Origin of the sequence: Mycobacterium paraintracellulare (assembly GCF_000276825.1) — a bacterium.
GTDB lineage: Bacteria > Actinomycetota > Actinomycetes > Mycobacteriales > Mycobacteriaceae > Mycobacterium > Mycobacterium intracellulare.
The window spans coordinates 839,575-853,976 of record NC_016948.1 but is presented as its reverse complement, the minus strand read 5'-3'; the positions used below and the strand labels follow the sequence as shown (position 1 = coordinate 853,976).

Below are 14,402 nucleotides of genomic sequence, written 5' to 3'. Positions count from 1 at the left end.
TCCAGTAGGCCGCGGACCCGAGCGGCCGCGCGCGTGCCACGAAGGGAAGGCCTCAGATGGAACTGACCGGTGTTGGGATCTGGAGCAGTCAACTGCGCTACGGCGACCCGGCCGAATCCGCCGACGCCGCAGCCGAACTCGATGAACTCGGCTTCCCCGCGCTGTGGATTCCCGACGTCGGTGGGCCGGTGTTCGACTCGGTCGGTCATCTGCTCGCCGCGACCAAGCGGACCGTGATCGCCACCGGCATCCTGAATCTATGGATGCATGGGCCCGGCGACGTCGCCGAATCCTATGCGACGCTCACCGCTGAGCACGGCGACCGCTTCCTGCTCGGAATCGGCGTCAGCCACGCACCGCTGATCGACGCCGGCCAGCCCGGACGCTACCGCAAACCGCTCGCGGCCACGGCGTCGTTCCTGGACGGGTTGGACGCCGCGCCGCGGCCGGTTCCCACCGGGCGCCGGGTTCTTGCCGCGCTCGGACCGAAGATGCTGAAGCTGTCCGCGAGCCGCGCCGCGGGCGCCCACCCCTACCTGGTCACCCCCGACCACACCGCTTCTGCCCGTTCGACTTTGGGCCAGGGCCCCCTGCTCCTGCCGGAGCAGACGGTCATCCTGACCGACAGCGCCGACGAGGCGCGTCAGATCGGAACCGAGTGGCTGCGGTCCTATTTGGCGTTGCCCAACTACGCGAACAACCTGCTGCGCAGCGGCTTCTCCGAAGACGATGTGGCGCAGGTGAGCGATCGACTGTTCAACGCGATCATCGCCTGGGGTGACGAAGACGCCATCATGGGCAGGGTCGCCGAACATCGTTCCGCCGGCGCCGATCACGTCTGCGTCCAGGTGTTGCGGGCCGATCCGAGAGCCTTCCCGCGCGAGGAATGGCGCCGAATCGCCGCCGCCTGCCGATAGCAGGTGATCCGCCGCGCGGCATAGGGTGAGCTATGGCTTCCAAACAGATGCTGTTTCGGATCTTCTACCGCATCGGTTTCACCCCATGGGACGGTCACCCGCTGGCCCGCAGTGTGCGGGACCTGGTCGAGGGAACCGGCGACACGGCCCCGCTTGCCGCCGGGTCCGCCCTCGAACTCGGATGCGGTACCGGTGACTGCTCGATCTACCTCGCTCAGCACGGCTGGCGCGTCACCGCGGTGGATTTCGTGGCCAAACCCCTGGAGCGGGCGCGGGCCAAGGCCACCAAGGCCGGCGCGGCCGTCGACTTCGTCCAGGCCGACGTCACCCAGCTGAGCCGGGCCGGAATCGGCGCGAACTTCGAGCTGATCGTCGACAACGCCTGCCTGCACAACATGAGCGACGCGGATCGCGACGCCTACGTCCGCGAGGTCAGCGCCGTGGCGGCCCCGCATGCCCGGCTGCTCATCATCGCGTTCGTGCCCGGCGGCCGCGTCGGGGTGCGCGGCATCGACCACGCCGAGATGGAACGGCGCTTCACTCCCAACTGGACGTTGCTGTCCGCGGGCGCGGAACGCGAACTGGACCGCGCCGAGAAGACCCCGGCTCGGTACTACCTGTTCCAACGGCGCACCTGACCGGCGAGCGGACGTAAAAACCCCCGACACGCCGTGCGTGCGAGGGTTTTTACGTCCGCTCGTGGCAGGACTTAACTCAGTGACTTCGGCGGCAGGAACCGCTCGCCGTACTTGGCCGCCAGTTCCTTGGCGCGGGCCACGAACGCATCCTTGCCCGTGCCGCCGGCACCGGAGTAACCGACGATGAACTGTGCGCTACCACCGGTGTACGGCGGGAAGCCGATGCCCATGATCGAGCCGATGTTGGCGTCGGCGGTCGAGGTCAGCACGCCCTCGTCCAGACACTTCTGCGTCTCGAGCGCCTCGGCGAACAGCATGCGATCGATCATGTCCTGCAACGGAATCTCCGCGCTGCCCGACTTGAACGTCTCCTGCAGGCCGGGCCACAGGCGGGTCCGCTTGCCGTCCACGTACTCGTAGAAGCCGGCGCCCTTCAAGCGGCTGGGCCGTCCGATTTCGATCATCTTGTCGACGACGGCCTCGGCCGGGTGCGGCTCGTAGGTGCCGCCCGCGTCCTCGACGCCCTTGCGGGTGGCCGCGGCGATCTTGTGCATCAGCTCCAGGTTGAGCTCGTCGGACAGCTGCAGCGGCGGCGCCGGGTAGCCGGCCTGCGAACCGGCGTGCTCGATGCTGGCCGGGGCCACGCCCTCGCCGAGCATCGCCAGCGCCTCGTTCACGAACGTGCCGATCACGCGGCTGGTGAAAAACCCGCGGCTGTCGTTGACCACGATCGGCGTCTTGCCGATCGCCAGCGTGTAGTCGAACACCCGGGCCAGGGCCTCGTCGGAAGTCTTCTCGCCCTTGATGATTTCCACCAGCGGCATCTTGTCGACCGGCGAGAAGAAGTGGATTCCGATGAAGTCCTCCTGCCGCTTGACGCCGGTCGCCAGACCGGTGATCGGCAGGGTTGAGGTGTTCGACCCGAGCAGCGCGTTGGGTTCGACGATGTCCTCGATCTCCTGGAACACCTTGTGCTTGAGTTCCTGGTTCTCGAACACCGCCTCGATCACGAAGTCGACGCCCGCCAGCTCGGCGGGGTCGGCAGTCGGCGTGATGCGGTCCAGCAGCGCCTTGCTCTTCTCCTCGGTGGTCTTGCCACGCTGAAGTGCCTTGGCCTCAAGCTTTTCCGAGTAACCCTTGCCCTTCTGGGCGGCCTCGATGTCGACGTCCTTGAGCACCACGTCGAAGCCGGCCTTGGCCGACACGTAGGCGATGCCGGCGCCCATCATGCCCGCGCCCAGCACACCGATCTTGTTGATCTTGACCGGCTCGATGCCGTCGGGGCGCGAACCGCCGCCGTTGATGTGCTGCAGGTCGAAGAAGAACGCCTGGATCATGTTCTTGGCGACCTGGCCGGTGACCAGCTGGGTGAAGTAACGGCTTTCGATGCGGCTGGCCGTGTCGAAGTCCACCTGCGCGCCCTCGACGGCCGCGTCCAGGATGGCCCGCGGCGCCGGCATCGGGGCGCCCTTGAGTTGCTTCTTGAGCAGCGCCGGGAACGACGGCAGGATGCCGGCCAGCGCGGGGCTGGACGGGGTGCCGCCGGGCATCTTGTAACCCTTTTTGTCCCAGGGCTGTTCGTGCGAATCGGGGTTGGCCTTGATCCACGCCTTGGCGGCGGGCACCAGTTCGTCGACCGAGCCGACGAGCTCGTCGACCAGGCCGATCTCCTTGGCCTTGGCCGGCTTGAAGCGGGTGCCCTGGCTCAACACCTCCATGAATGCCTTCTGGATGCCGAACATCCGCACGGTGCGGGTCACCCCGCCGCCGCCCGGCAGCAGGCCCAGCGTCACCTCGGGCAGACCGAGGACGCTGCCCTTGACGTCGGCGGCGATCCGGTGGTGGCAGGCCAGCGCGATCTCCAGGCCGCCGCCCAGTGCGGCGCCGTTGATGGCGGCCACCACCGGCTTGCCCAGGGTCTCCAGCGCACGCAGGTCGCGCTTGACCGACTCGACGGTGTCGAACGCCTCGCCGGCGTTCTCGGGGCCGAGGTTGATCATGCCCTTCAGGTCACCACCGGCGAAGAAGGTCTTCTTCGCGCTGGTGATCACCACGCCGGTGATCGAATCCTTCTCGGCGGCAAGGCGTTCCACAGCGTTGTGCATGGACTCGCTGTAGTGCTCGTTCATCACGTTGGCCGACCCGGTGGGGTCGTCAAGCGTCAGGGTGACGATGCCGTCGGCGTCCTCATCCCACGCAATGGTGTTCTCTGCCATGGTCTTAAACCCTCTCGATGATGGTGGCGACACCCATGCCGCCGCCGATGCACAGCGTGATCAGGGCGCGACGCGCGTTGCGGCGCTCGAGCTCGTCGACCATGGTGCCGGTGATCATGGCGCCGGTGGCGCCCAGCGGGTGGCCCATCGCGATGGCGCCGCCGTTGACGTTGAGCTTCTCGTCGGGAATGTTGAGGTCCTTCTGGAACTTCAGCACCACCGACGCGAACGCCTCGTTGAGCTCGAACAGGTCGATGTCGTCGATCGTCAGGCCCGCGCGGTCGAGGACCTTGCGCGTGGCCGGGGTCGGGCCGGTCAGCATGATGACCGGGTCCGAGCCGCTGGTCGCCGTGGCCACGATGCGGGCCCGCGGCGTCAGGCCCTGCGACTTGCCGGCGGCCTCCGAACCGACCAGCACCAGCGCGGCGCCGTCGACGATGCCCGAGCTGTTGCCACCGGTGTGGACGTGGTTGATCTTTTCGACCCAGTGGTACTTGGTGAGCGCGACGTCGTCGAAGCCGCCCATCTCGCCGATGCCGTCGAACGCGGTCTTGAGCTTGCCCAGGCCCTCGAGCGTGGTGTCGGGGCGCATGTGCTCGTCGTGGTCGAGGATGACCAGGCCGTTCTGGTCGCGCACCGGCACGACCGACTTGGCGAAGTAGCCGCCCGACCACGCCGCGGCGGCCTTCTGCTGGCTGCGCAGCGCGTAGGCGTCGACGTCGTCGCGGGAGAAGCCCTCGATGGTGGCGATCAGGTCGGCGCCGATGCCCTGCGGCACGAAGCCGATCTGGTAGTTGGTCTCGGGGTCGGTCGCCCAGGCGCCGCCGTCGGAGCCCATCGGGACGCGGCTCATCGACTCGACGCCGCCGGCCAGCACCAGGTCGTCCCAGCCGGAACGAACCTTCTGAGCGGCGGTGTTGACGGCCTCCAGACCGGAGGCGCAGAACCGGTTGAGCTGCACACCCCCGGTGGTCTCGGGCAGGCCCGCGGCCAGCACCGCGGTGCGGGCGATGTCGCCGCCCTGGTCGCCGACCGGGGACACGACGCCGAGGATCATGTCGCTGATCAGGTTCTCGTCCAGGTCGGGGAAACGCCGCCGGAGCTCGTCGACCAGGCCGACGACCAGGTTGAGCGGCTTTACCTCGTTGAGCGAGCCGTTACGCTGCTTGCCCCGCGGTGTGCGGATGGCCTCATAAATGAAAGCTTCTTCGGACATGACGACTTCCTTGTTCGCGAATAGGGTTCGAATCCCGTCTTCAGGACTAGGTCCCGCACCACCCTAACAGCAGGCCCGGCCAACCTGTTGGTTGAGCAGGTTGGCGCTGGTCAGAGCCTCGAGCGTGACGCGACAGTCACGTTCGGCGCCGAACGTGACGGTGCAGTCACGCTGGGCGCAGGAAGTTAAGCTCGACGACCATGACGGTCTCGCGACTGCGCCCGTACGCGACCACGGTGTTCGCCGAGATGTCGGCGCTGGCTGCGCGGATCGGAGCGGTGAACCTCGGCCAGGGGTTTCCCGACGAGGACGGGCCGCCGGCCATGCTGAAGGCCGCCCAGGAGGCCATCGCCGACGGCGTCAACCAGTACCCGCCGGGGATCGGCATCGCGCCGCTGCGATACGCGATCGCCGCCCAGCGCCACCGCCAGTACGGCATCGAGTACGACCCCGACACCGAGGTGCTGGTGACGGTCGGGGCGACCGAGGCCATCGCCTCGGCGGTGATCGGCCTGATCGAACCCGGCTCGGAGGTCCTGCTCATCGAGCCGTTCTACGACTCCTACTCGCCCGTGGTGGCGATGGCCTCCGCGCGGCGGGTCGCCGTGCCGCTGGTCCCCCACGGTCGCGGCTTCGCCCTGGACGCCGACGCGCTGCGCCGGGCGGTGACGCCACGGACCCGCGCGCTGATCGTCAACTCGCCGCACAACCCGACCGGCACGGTGCTCAGCGCGGCCGAGCTGGCCACCATCGCCGAGATCGCCGTCGCGGCCGACCTGTTGGTGATCACCGATGAGGTGTACGAACACCTGGTGTTCGACGGGCGCCAACACGTGCCGCTGGCCGGCTTCGACGGCATGGCCGAGCGGACCATCACGATCTCCAGCGCGGCCAAGATGTTCAACTGCACCGGCTGGAAGATCGGATGGGCTTGCGGCCCAGCGCAACTCATCGCCGGGATGCGTGCGGCCAAACAGTATCTGAGCTATGTCGGCGGCGCGCCGTTCCAGCCGGCCGTGGCCTTGGCGCTCGAGCAGGAGGGCGCCTGGGTGGACGACCTGCGCGCCACGTTGCAGGCCAGGCGCGATCGGCTGGCCGCCGGGCTGATCGACGTCGGGTTCGAGGTGCACGACAGCGCCGGCACGTACTTCTTGTGCGCCGATCCCCGCCCGCTGGGCTACGACGACAGCGCCGCGTTCTGCGCGGCGCTACCCGAAAAGGTGGGGGTCGCCGCCATCCCGATGTCGGCCTTCTGCGACCCGGACACGGCACGCGGGCCGGCCGACGTGTGGAATCACTTGGTGCGCTTCACCTTCTGTAAACGCGACGACACGCTCGATGAGGCGATCAAGCGACTGGCCGCACTGCGCGACGCTACCTAGCCGGGCCGAAGCCCCGAGGCCCCATCACCCGCTTGCGCAAGCCCTCCAGCGCGGAGTGCAGGATCTTCTTGCGGGCCCGCGCGACCCAGAACTCCGGCAGCGGGGCCCACGGTTCGACGGTGATGGTGAACCGCACCCTCGTCCGGTCGTCGCCCAGCCGGCTCAGGTTGTACTCCCCGTGCTGGCCGTGTTGCTGGGCCGTCTTGTGGGCGTCCCACACCATCCAGTCGGGCCCCCAGTGGTATTCGAGCAGTTCGGTGTCGTGGATGCCGGTCACCGCGATCGTGACCTTCACGTGGTGCGGTCGCCCGTCGGGGTGCTTGTCGATGACCTCGACCCGCTTGTGCACCGACGACCATGACGGCACCGCGTCCATATCGGCGAGCGCCTCCATGATGACCTCCGGAGGCGCATCGATCACGATTTCCGACGATGCTTGTACAGCCACTGCTAACAAGTTAACTACAGCGCCGCGGCCGGCGAGGGCCGAAAACCACAGACGCCGGCTATTCGGGCTCCGCGGGACGGGTGCCGCGCATCACCATTTCGCGCAATCCCTTTTCCGCCCCGTCGAGGGCGCTTTCGCTGGCCCGCCGGACGATGAACGCGGGCATGGGCCGGCCCGGTTCGACGGTGATGTCGAAGCGCACTCGGGTCTGGCCGACGCCTTCGGGTTTGAGGTTGTATTCGACGTGCTGACCGTGCTGCTGGGAGGTTCCTTTGGCGTCGTAGCAGACCCAGTCCGGGCCCCAGTGATATTCCAGGATCTCCTTGTCGACGAGCCCCAGGATCTTGATGGTGGTCTTGACGTGGTGGGGCCGGCCGTCGGGATACCGGTCGATCACCTCGATGTTCTTGTGCAGCGGTGACCAGGACGAGAGGACGCCGACATCTGTCAGCGCCTCCATGACCACTTCTGGCGGCGCGTTGACGACAAATTCGCGAGATGCTTTTACGGCCACTGGGATCAAATTTAGCAACGCCGGCCCGGGCATGGATCGGTTCGTCGTAATCGATGGCCTACCAGTTGATTTCGTCAAGCGGTGTCGTCGCCGCCGGGGGTGGCTCGACCGGCCCGGTGGGTGTTCGCGAAAAGCGCGGGGCGGGTGCGGCCTGGTCGACGCCGTGGGCGGTGATGACGGTGGACCGCGTCCGCAGGTGGTCGTCGGTCGCGGCTTCGGTCCATGTCAGCACCGGGGTGACGCACGCATCGGTGCCGGCGAACGTGCGCGCCCATTCGTCGCGGGTTCGGCTCGCGAACCGTTTCGTGAAGATCTCGCGCATCCGTGGGTAGGAATCCTTGTCGAGCTGGCCGGGCACGTCCTCGGGTGACAGGCCGAGCCCGGCGAGCAACGCCGCGAAGAATTGCGGCTCGATGGCGCCGACGGCCACGTATCCTCCGGCGGCGGTCTCGTAGCAGCCGTAGAACGGGGCGCCGCCGTCGAGCAGGAAGGATTGGCGTCGGTCGCGCAGTGCGCCAGTGGACTTCATCGTCCACATCATCTGGGCCAACAGACTCACCCCGTCGACCATCGCCGCGTCGATGACCTGACCCTTGCCCGACCGTTCCCGTTCGTAGAGGGCGACGGCGATGCCGAACACCACCAGCATCGAGCCGCCACCGAAGTCGGCGACCAGGTTCAGCGGCGGAATCGGCGGACGGTCGGCGTAGCCGAGCGCCGAGAGCGCGCCGGTCTGCGACAGGTAGTTGATGTCGTGACCCGCCGTGCGCGCCAGCGGCCCGTCCTGCCCCCAGCCGGTGATCCGCGCGAAGATCAGGCGCGGATTGGCCGCCGCGCAGTCGTCGGGACCGATTCCGAGCCGCTCGCACGTGCCGGGGCGAAAGCAGTCCAGCAACACGTCGGCCTTGGCGGTCAGCTCGAGCAGGGCCTGCGGTTGCGTCTTGACGTCGAGGTCGACGATCCGCTTGCCGCGATGCAACAAGTCCCGGCCCTCGGCCGGCATTTCGAGGCCGCCCGACGGCCGCCGCACCCGCACCACGTCGGCGCCCAGGTCCGCCAGCAGCATTCCCGCGTGCGGCCCCGGTCCGATGCCGCCGAGTTCGATGACCCGCACCCCGGCCAGCGGGCCGCCGCCCACCGTGACTACTTGCCCTTCTTGACCGTGAGCACCCGCTCGCGCAGGGCCTTGGTGGCGGAGTCGATCGTCCCCTTCACGGCACGCTTCAGCACGAAGCCGGGCAGCGGCACGTTCGGGTCCGCCAGCAGCTCGAACTTCACCAGGGTCTTGTCGCCCTGCGGTATCAGGGTGTACTTCCCGTCCTGCGCCTTCTGCTGCGAGGAACTCACCAGCGTCCAACTCACGGCGTTGTCCGCCCAGGTGTAGGCGACCACCTGTTCGTCGGTGATCCCGGCGACCTTGACCCTCATCCTGACTTGGCGGGGCCGCCCGTCGTCGCCGGTCTCGAGGACCTCCGCGCTCTGGTGCGGTTCCGACCATTCGGGCATCGATTCGAAATCGGCGATGACGTCCAGAATCTCCTCGGGACTGGCTTCGATCACGATGTCGCGGGATTCTTTGAGTGCCATGGCCCGCACGATACTGGCCCGGCGTCCCGCCCGGAATGGATTCGGCCGAGCGTACCGTCGTGCCTGTGACTGATGCCGCGACCGATCCCGCTTACACCGTCGGTGACTACCTGTTGGACCGTCTCGCCGAACTCGGCGTGTCCGAGATCTTCGGCGTTCCCGGTGATTACAACCTGGAGTTCCTCGACCACATCATCGCCCACCCCAGCCTGCGCTGGGTCGGCAACGCCAACGAGCTGAACGCCGGCTACGCCGCCGACGGGTATGGACGGCTGCGCGGAATGTCGGCGTTGGTAACGACATTCGGCGTCGGTGAGCTGTCCGCGGCCAACGCGATCGCGGGCAGTTACGCCGAGCAGGTGCCCGTCGTGCACATCGTCGGCGGCCCGTCCAAGGACGCGCAGGGCACCCGCCGGGCGCTGCACCACTCCCTCGGCGACGGGGACTTCGAACACTTCTTCCGGGTCAGCCGCGAAATCACCTGCGCCCAGGCCAATCTCATGCCCGCAACGGCCCGCCGGGAGATCGACCGGGTGTTGTGCGAGGTGCGCGAGCAGAAGCGACCCGGATACATCCTGCTGTCCACCGACGTGGCCCGCTTCCCCACCGAGCCGCCCGAAGCTCCGCTGCCCCGCTACAGCGGCGGCACCAGCCCGCGCGCGCTGGCGATGTTCGTCGAGGCCGCGACCGAGCTCATCGGCGGCCACCGGTTGACCGTCCTCGCCGACCTGCTGGTCCACCGCCTGCAGGCGATCAAAGAACTCGAGGCGTTGTTGGCCGCGGACGTCGTGCCGCACGCCACGCTGATGTGGGGGAAGAGCCTGCTCGACGAGAGCTCACCGAATTTCCTGGGGATCTACGCGGGATCGGCCAGCGCGCCGGCGGTGCGCACCGCGATCGAAGAGGCACCCGTGCTGGTCACCGCCGGGGTGGTGTTCACCGACATGGTGAGCGGCTTCTTCAGCCAGCGGATCGACCCGGCCCGGACCATCGACGTCGGGCAATACCAAAGCAGCGTCGCCGGAGAAGTCTTCGCGCCGTTGGAGATGGGCGCCGCGCTCGAGGCGCTGGCCACCATCCTGGCCCGTCGCGGGACCGCGTCGCCACCGGTGGCGTCGCCGCCGGCCGCACCGCTCCCGCCGCCCCCGCCCCGCGATCAACCCCTGACCCAAAAAATGCTGTGGGATCGGGTTTGCCGGGCCCTCACACCGGGCAACGTGGTGCTGGCCGACCAGGGCACCTCCTTCTACGGCATGGCCGATCACCGGCTGCCGCACGGTGTCACCTTCATCGGCCAACCTCTTTGGGGCTCAATCGGTTACACGTTGCCCGCCGCGCTGGGGGCCGCCGTCGCGCATCCCGACCGCCGCACGGTGTTGCTGATCGGGGACGGCGCCGCGCAACTGACCGTCCAGGAGCTCGGCACCTTCTCACGCGAGGGGCTCTCCCCCGTCATCGTGGTGGTCAACAACGACGGCTACACCGTCGAGCGCGCCATCCACGGCGAGACAGCGCCCTACAACGACATCGTCAGTTGGAAGTGGACGGACGTCCCGCACGCGCTGGGCGTCACCGACCACCTGGCGTTCCGGGTCCAGACCTACGGGGAGCTCGACGACGCGCTGACCGCCGCCGCCGAACACAAAGACCGCATGGTTTTCGTCGAGGTGGTGCTGCCGCGGCTCGAGATTCCCCACCTGCTGGTCGAACTCGTGCAACCGACGTCACCGGACGGCAGTCCGCGCCGCTGAAGTTCTAGCGCGGATTCGGCGTCCGCTCCGGGGACGATGATCGCAGGATGGCTTGCACCGTCCGCCGGCAGCGACCGCAGTCGGTGCCCGCTCCGCACGCCTGGGCGACTTCGTTGGTGGTCGACGCCCCGCACTCGACGGCCTCGGTCACGGTCTGGCTGGTGACCCCGTTACACAGGCACACGAACACCGGCGAACCTCAGTCCGCCTCGATGCGCATCATGTCGGAGAACCGGCCGACGAACAGCGGGGGGTAGGCGCCGATGCCCGCTCCCGACATCCACTGCGCCGCGGCGTCCGGGTGGTCGATCCACTCTCGCGCGCGTTCTTCGTCGGGGAACTCCTGCAGGATCAGCACCTCGTGGTCGTCGTCGAAAGCCTGGAACACCCAGGTCTTTCGGATGCCGGCCGTGGTGAACCTGTCGATCGCCGTGCTGACTTCGGAGGTCAGCAGGGTCACGTCGTTGACCGACGCGATGGCGGCCACCACGACGCCCGGCGCTGCCGGGGTTTGCGGCGGCTGGGCAATGAACCGGTCGATGATCTCGCCGGCGAACACCGCGGGGATGTCGTCGACACCGGCTTCGTCGAACCAATCGAAGAAGACCCGCGAGCGCAGCAGCTCGACGATCGGCTCACGGCTGTGGACCCCGATCATCACCAGGACCCGGCCGTAGTCGTGGGTCGAGGTGTAGACGAGCACGTGGTGCGCGCCGATGTCGGCCAGGGCCGCCTTGTTGCGTTCCAGCAGCGGCCATACTCGCGACGGATCGGGGACGCGGTAGTCCGACGCGATCACCATCGAATGAATATCGCCGTTATTCATCGAAGTTGGTCCTTCATCACTTTCCCCGTCGCGTTGAGTGGGAGTGAATCAAGGAACTGTACCGCGCGCGGCACCTTGAACCCGGCCATGCGGTCGCGGCACCAGCCGATCAATTCGTCGGCGCTGACCTCGCCCTTGCGGACCACGAACGCCTTGCCCACCTGGCCCATCCGTTCGTCGGGGATACCGATGACGGCGGCCTGCGCGACGGCGGGGTGGTTGAGCAGGAAACCTTCGATCTCGGCGGGATAGGCGTTGAAGCCGCCGACGATGAACATGTCCTTCTTGCGGCCGACGATGCGCAGCCGCCCGGCGTCGTCGAAACTTCCCAGGTCCCCGGTGTGCAGCCACCCCTCGGCGTCGATCGCCTGGGCCGTGGCGGCCGGGTCGTCGAGGTAGCCCTGCATGACGCCGTAGCCGCGGACCACCACTTCGCCGTCGTCGGCGATGCGCACCTCGACTCCGTCGCAGGGCAGGCCGGCGGTGGTGGCGACATCCTCGAAGGAATCCCCGGGCCGCGACAGCGTCACGTTGCCGGCCTCGGTGAGTCCGTAGCCGGTCATCAACGTCTCGAACGGCAATTCGCCGTGGATGCGACGGACGAGTTCGACCGGGATGTCGGCGGCGCCGGTCACCGCCGCCCGCAGCGTCGACAGCTTGGACTTGTCGCCGACGCTCAGCAATGAGTGGTACAGCGTCGGCGGCCCCGGAAGCATCGTGATGCGTTCGCGTTCAATGAGTTCCACCACGGTGTCGATGTCGAAGACCGCGACCGGCAGCATCGTCGCGCCGCGCAGGAAGGACGTCACCAGCCCCGCCTTCAGGCCGAACGTGTGGAAGTACGGGTTGATCTGCAGGTAGCGATCGCCCTCGCGCAGATCCGCAAGCGACGCCCACTCCTCGTACATCCGCAGCGTTTGGCCGTGGTTCAGCATCGCCCCCTTGGGGCGGCCCGTCGTGCCCGAGGTGAAGATGATGTCGGAGATGTCGGTGCCGCTGACCGGCCGCTCGAAGGGCGAACCGCTGGACAAGAAGTCGGACTTCAGATCGATGACCGGTGTCCCGGCCGGCGCGGTGTAATCCTGGTCCAGAAAGCCCTTTTGGACCAGGACGGCCTTCACCTTGCTGCGGACGATGATGTCGCCGGCTTCCTCGGTCTTGAACCGGGTGTTGACCGGGACAAGCACGCCGCCGGCCGTGAGCAACCCGAACGCCGCGATGATCCACTCGGCCGAGTTGGGCGCCCAGATCGCGACCCGGTCGCCCTTGTCGATGCCAAGTTCCGCGAAAGCGCCTGCCGCACAGCGTATCCGCTCGACGACTTCGGTGAAGGTGAGGCGCAGCGGACCGTCGACGACTGCTTCCGCGTCGCCGAAGCGGTCCGCCGCGCTCAAGACCATCTCGGGGATGGTCCGCCACTCAGGCTCGATTGGTCAGCTCCTCCTCATCGCGCTGCGCGCTCTGCATCGTCGCCGACCGGGGCTCGATTGGTCAGCTCCTCCTCATCGCGCTGCGCGCTCTGCATCGTCGCCGACCGGGGCTCGATTGGCCGGCTCCTCCTCATCGCGCTGCGCGCTCTGCATCGTCGCCGACCGGGGCTCGATTGGTCAGCTCCTCCTCATCGCGCTGCGCGCTCTGCATCGTCGCCGACCGGGCCTCACACCGTGACGAGTCGACCGAGGTTGCCGCCCATGATCTTTGCCTGGTCTTCAGTGGACAGGTGCGACAGCGCCTCGATGTAATAGGTCGGCTCCGCCAGCCCCTCCGGGTGCGGCCAGTCCGACCCGTAGAGCACCTGGTCCACACCGACCAGGTTGACCAGATCGTCGATGCCGTCCTCGAAGAACGGGCTGACGTGAATCCGGCTCTTGACCATCTCGACCGGGTCGCTCGGGAACGCCTCCGGGGCCTTGCGGAAGACCTCCGCCAGGCCGTCCAGCAGCGGGGTCATCCACTTCGAGCCGGCCTCGACGATCGCGACCTTCAGCTTGGGATGCCGGTAGAGCGCGCCGTGAATCACCCACGACCCCACCGAGTCCTGGATCGGCCGCCACTCGTTGAGGATGCCCATCGCGTTGGTCTGGAACGGCAGCATCTCCTGGTCGGCACCGTCCCACTCGGAGGTGTACCGGGAGTAGCCGCTGTCGGACGAGTGCATGCCGACCAGCACGTCGTGCTCGACGACCCGCTCCCAGAACGGGTCGAACTCGGGCACCGCGAACGACCGCGGACCACGGAAGCCGGGGACCGGAGCCGGGCGGATGAGGATGGCGCGAGCGCCACGCTTGACCGCCCACTCCAGCTCCTCGATCGCCTTCTCGACGATCGGCAACGTGATGACGGGTGTGGTGAAGATTCGGTTCTGGTAGTTGAAGCCCCAGACCTCGTCCAGCCACTGGTTCAGCGCGTGCACCAGGACGTGGATGGCGACCGGGTCGTCACGCAGACGCTCCTCCAGGAGGCTGGCCAACGTCGGGAACATCAGCGTCTTGTCCAGGCCCAGCTCGTTCATCGTCTCCAGGCGCGGGCCGGGCTCGAAGAACGCCGGGATGGCGCGCATCGGCTCGCCGAACAGCTCACGCTTGCTCTTGCCGTCCGGGTTGCCGTACTTGAAGTACTCCTCCCAGGCGCCCGGCCGGGCGACGACCTCGAAGGTCGGGTTGGGAATGTAGTTGCTGATCTGGCCGCGGATGGCGATCTTGGTGCGACCGTTGACCTGCACGTACTGGACGTAGTCCTTGTACTCCTTAGGCAGGAACTTGGTCAGCGCCTCCGGCGGCTCGTAGAGGTGGTTATCCGCGTCGAAGATCGGGAACGGAACGTCCACCTTGTGGGACAACTGGCCCATGGAATCCTCCTTCTTGATTTGTGAGAATACTATTCTCTACAGGTGCCCAACCGCAACGT

At 67.6% G+C, this 14,402-nt stretch carries 14 protein-coding genes; 4 read left to right on the top strand and 10 right to left on the bottom strand.

Annotation, left to right across the window (positions count from 1 at the left end; translation table 11 throughout):
* Positions 1 to 56 precede the first annotated feature (56 nt).
* Together OCQ_RS04285 and OCQ_RS04280 are read left to right on the top strand one after the other, a co-directional pair.
* Complete coding sequence (locus tag OCQ_RS04285) at positions 57 to 917, top strand: LLM class F420-dependent oxidoreductase (RefSeq protein ID WP_009951786.1); 861 nt, start codon at positions 57 to 59, stop codon at positions 915 to 917.
* A 32-nt stretch (positions 918 to 949) separates the two neighbouring features.
* The gene (locus OCQ_RS04280; protein WP_014383878.1) at positions 950 to 1,555 is read left to right on the top strand and encodes a class I SAM-dependent methyltransferase; all 606 of its coding nucleotides are present in this window, start codon (positions 950 to 952) and stop codon (positions 1,553 to 1,555) included.
* Positions 1,556 to 1,626: 71 nt separating this feature from the next.
* On the opposite strand, the gene OCQ_RS04275 is transcribed toward OCQ_RS04280, so the two are convergent.
* Together OCQ_RS04275 and OCQ_RS04270 are read right to left on the bottom strand one after the other, a co-directional pair.
* The gene (locus tag OCQ_RS04275) at positions 1,627 to 3,771 is read right to left on the bottom strand and encodes a 3-hydroxyacyl-CoA dehydrogenase NAD-binding domain-containing protein (protein ID WP_014383877.1); all 2,145 of its coding nucleotides are present in this window, start codon (positions 3,769 to 3,771) and stop codon (positions 1,627 to 1,629) included.
* Positions 3,772 to 3,775: 4 nt separating this feature from the next.
* Positions 3,776 to 4,987, bottom strand: a complete 1,212-nt coding sequence (locus OCQ_RS04270) for an acetyl-CoA C-acetyltransferase (RefSeq protein ID WP_009951789.1) — start codon at positions 4,985 to 4,987, stop codon at positions 3,776 to 3,778.
* 200 nt (positions 4,988 to 5,187) lie between these two features.
* Here OCQ_RS04270 and OCQ_RS04265 point away from each other — a divergent pair, with 200 nt between their 5' ends.
* The gene (locus tag OCQ_RS04265; protein WP_014379219.1) at positions 5,188 to 6,369 is read left to right on the top strand and encodes a pyridoxal phosphate-dependent aminotransferase; all 1,182 of its coding nucleotides are present in this window, start codon (positions 5,188 to 5,190) and stop codon (positions 6,367 to 6,369) included.
* Here OCQ_RS04265 and OCQ_RS04260 read toward each other — a convergent pair.
* The 4 genes from OCQ_RS04260 to OCQ_RS04245 are packed head-to-tail and all read right to left on the bottom strand — an operon-like array spanning position 6,362 to position 8,918.
* Positions 6,362 to 6,817: an SRPBCC family protein gene (locus tag OCQ_RS04260; RefSeq protein ID WP_026071396.1), complete on the bottom strand. Its 456-nt coding sequence runs from the start codon at positions 6,815 to 6,817 to the stop codon at positions 6,362 to 6,364. The genes OCQ_RS04265 and OCQ_RS04260 overlap by 8 nt on opposite strands.
* A 58-nt stretch (positions 6,818 to 6,875) precedes the next feature.
* On the bottom strand, positions 6,876 to 7,331 hold the full coding sequence (locus OCQ_RS04255) for an SRPBCC family protein (RefSeq protein WP_014379218.1): 456 nt from the start codon (positions 7,329 to 7,331) through the stop codon (positions 6,876 to 6,878).
* Positions 7,332 to 7,389: 58 nt separating this feature from the next.
* Positions 7,390 to 8,469 (bottom strand): CaiB/BaiF CoA transferase family protein, encoded by a 1,080-nt coding sequence (locus tag OCQ_RS04250; RefSeq protein WP_014383875.1) that lies wholly within the window; start codon positions 8,467 to 8,469, stop codon positions 7,390 to 7,392.
* Between the two features lie 5 nt (positions 8,470 to 8,474).
* Positions 8,475 to 8,918 carry an SRPBCC family protein gene (locus tag OCQ_RS04245; RefSeq protein ID WP_009951796.1) on the bottom strand — a complete coding sequence of 148 codons (444 nt, stop codon included), beginning with the start codon at positions 8,916 to 8,918 and terminating at the stop codon, positions 8,475 to 8,477.
* A gap of 35 nt (positions 8,919 to 8,953) precedes the next feature.
* Here OCQ_RS04245 and OCQ_RS04240 point away from each other — a divergent pair, with 35 nt between their 5' ends.
* On the top strand, positions 8,954 to 10,669 hold the full coding sequence (locus OCQ_RS04240; RefSeq protein WP_009951798.1) for an alpha-keto acid decarboxylase family protein: 1,716 nt from the start codon (positions 8,954 to 8,956) through the stop codon (positions 10,667 to 10,669).
* Positions 10,670 to 10,673: 4 nt separating this feature from the next.
* Here OCQ_RS04240 and OCQ_RS04235 read toward each other — a convergent pair whose 3' ends face one another.
* The 4 genes from OCQ_RS04235 to OCQ_RS04220 form a co-directional block, all read right to left on the bottom strand.
* On the bottom strand, positions 10,674 to 10,859 hold the full coding sequence (locus OCQ_RS04235; RefSeq protein ID WP_008253794.1) for a (2Fe-2S)-binding protein: 186 nt from the start codon (positions 10,857 to 10,859) through the stop codon (positions 10,674 to 10,676).
* A 9-nt stretch (positions 10,860 to 10,868) separates the two neighbouring features.
* The gene (locus OCQ_RS04230; protein ID WP_014379215.1) at positions 10,869 to 11,495 is read right to left on the bottom strand and encodes a hypothetical protein; all 627 of its coding nucleotides are present in this window, start codon (positions 11,493 to 11,495) and stop codon (positions 10,869 to 10,871) included.
* Complete coding sequence (locus OCQ_RS04225; protein WP_014383874.1) at positions 11,492 to 12,895, bottom strand: FadD3 family acyl-CoA ligase; 1,404 nt, start codon at positions 12,893 to 12,895, stop codon at positions 11,492 to 11,494. Before OCQ_RS04225 ends, OCQ_RS04230 begins: the two co-directional genes overlap by 4 nt.
* A 257-nt stretch (positions 12,896 to 13,152) precedes the next feature.
* The gene (locus OCQ_RS04220) at positions 13,153 to 14,343 is read right to left on the bottom strand and encodes an amidohydrolase family protein (RefSeq protein ID WP_009951843.1); all 1,191 of its coding nucleotides are present in this window, start codon (positions 14,341 to 14,343) and stop codon (positions 13,153 to 13,155) included.
* Between the last annotated feature and the right edge of the window lie 59 nt (positions 14,344 to 14,402).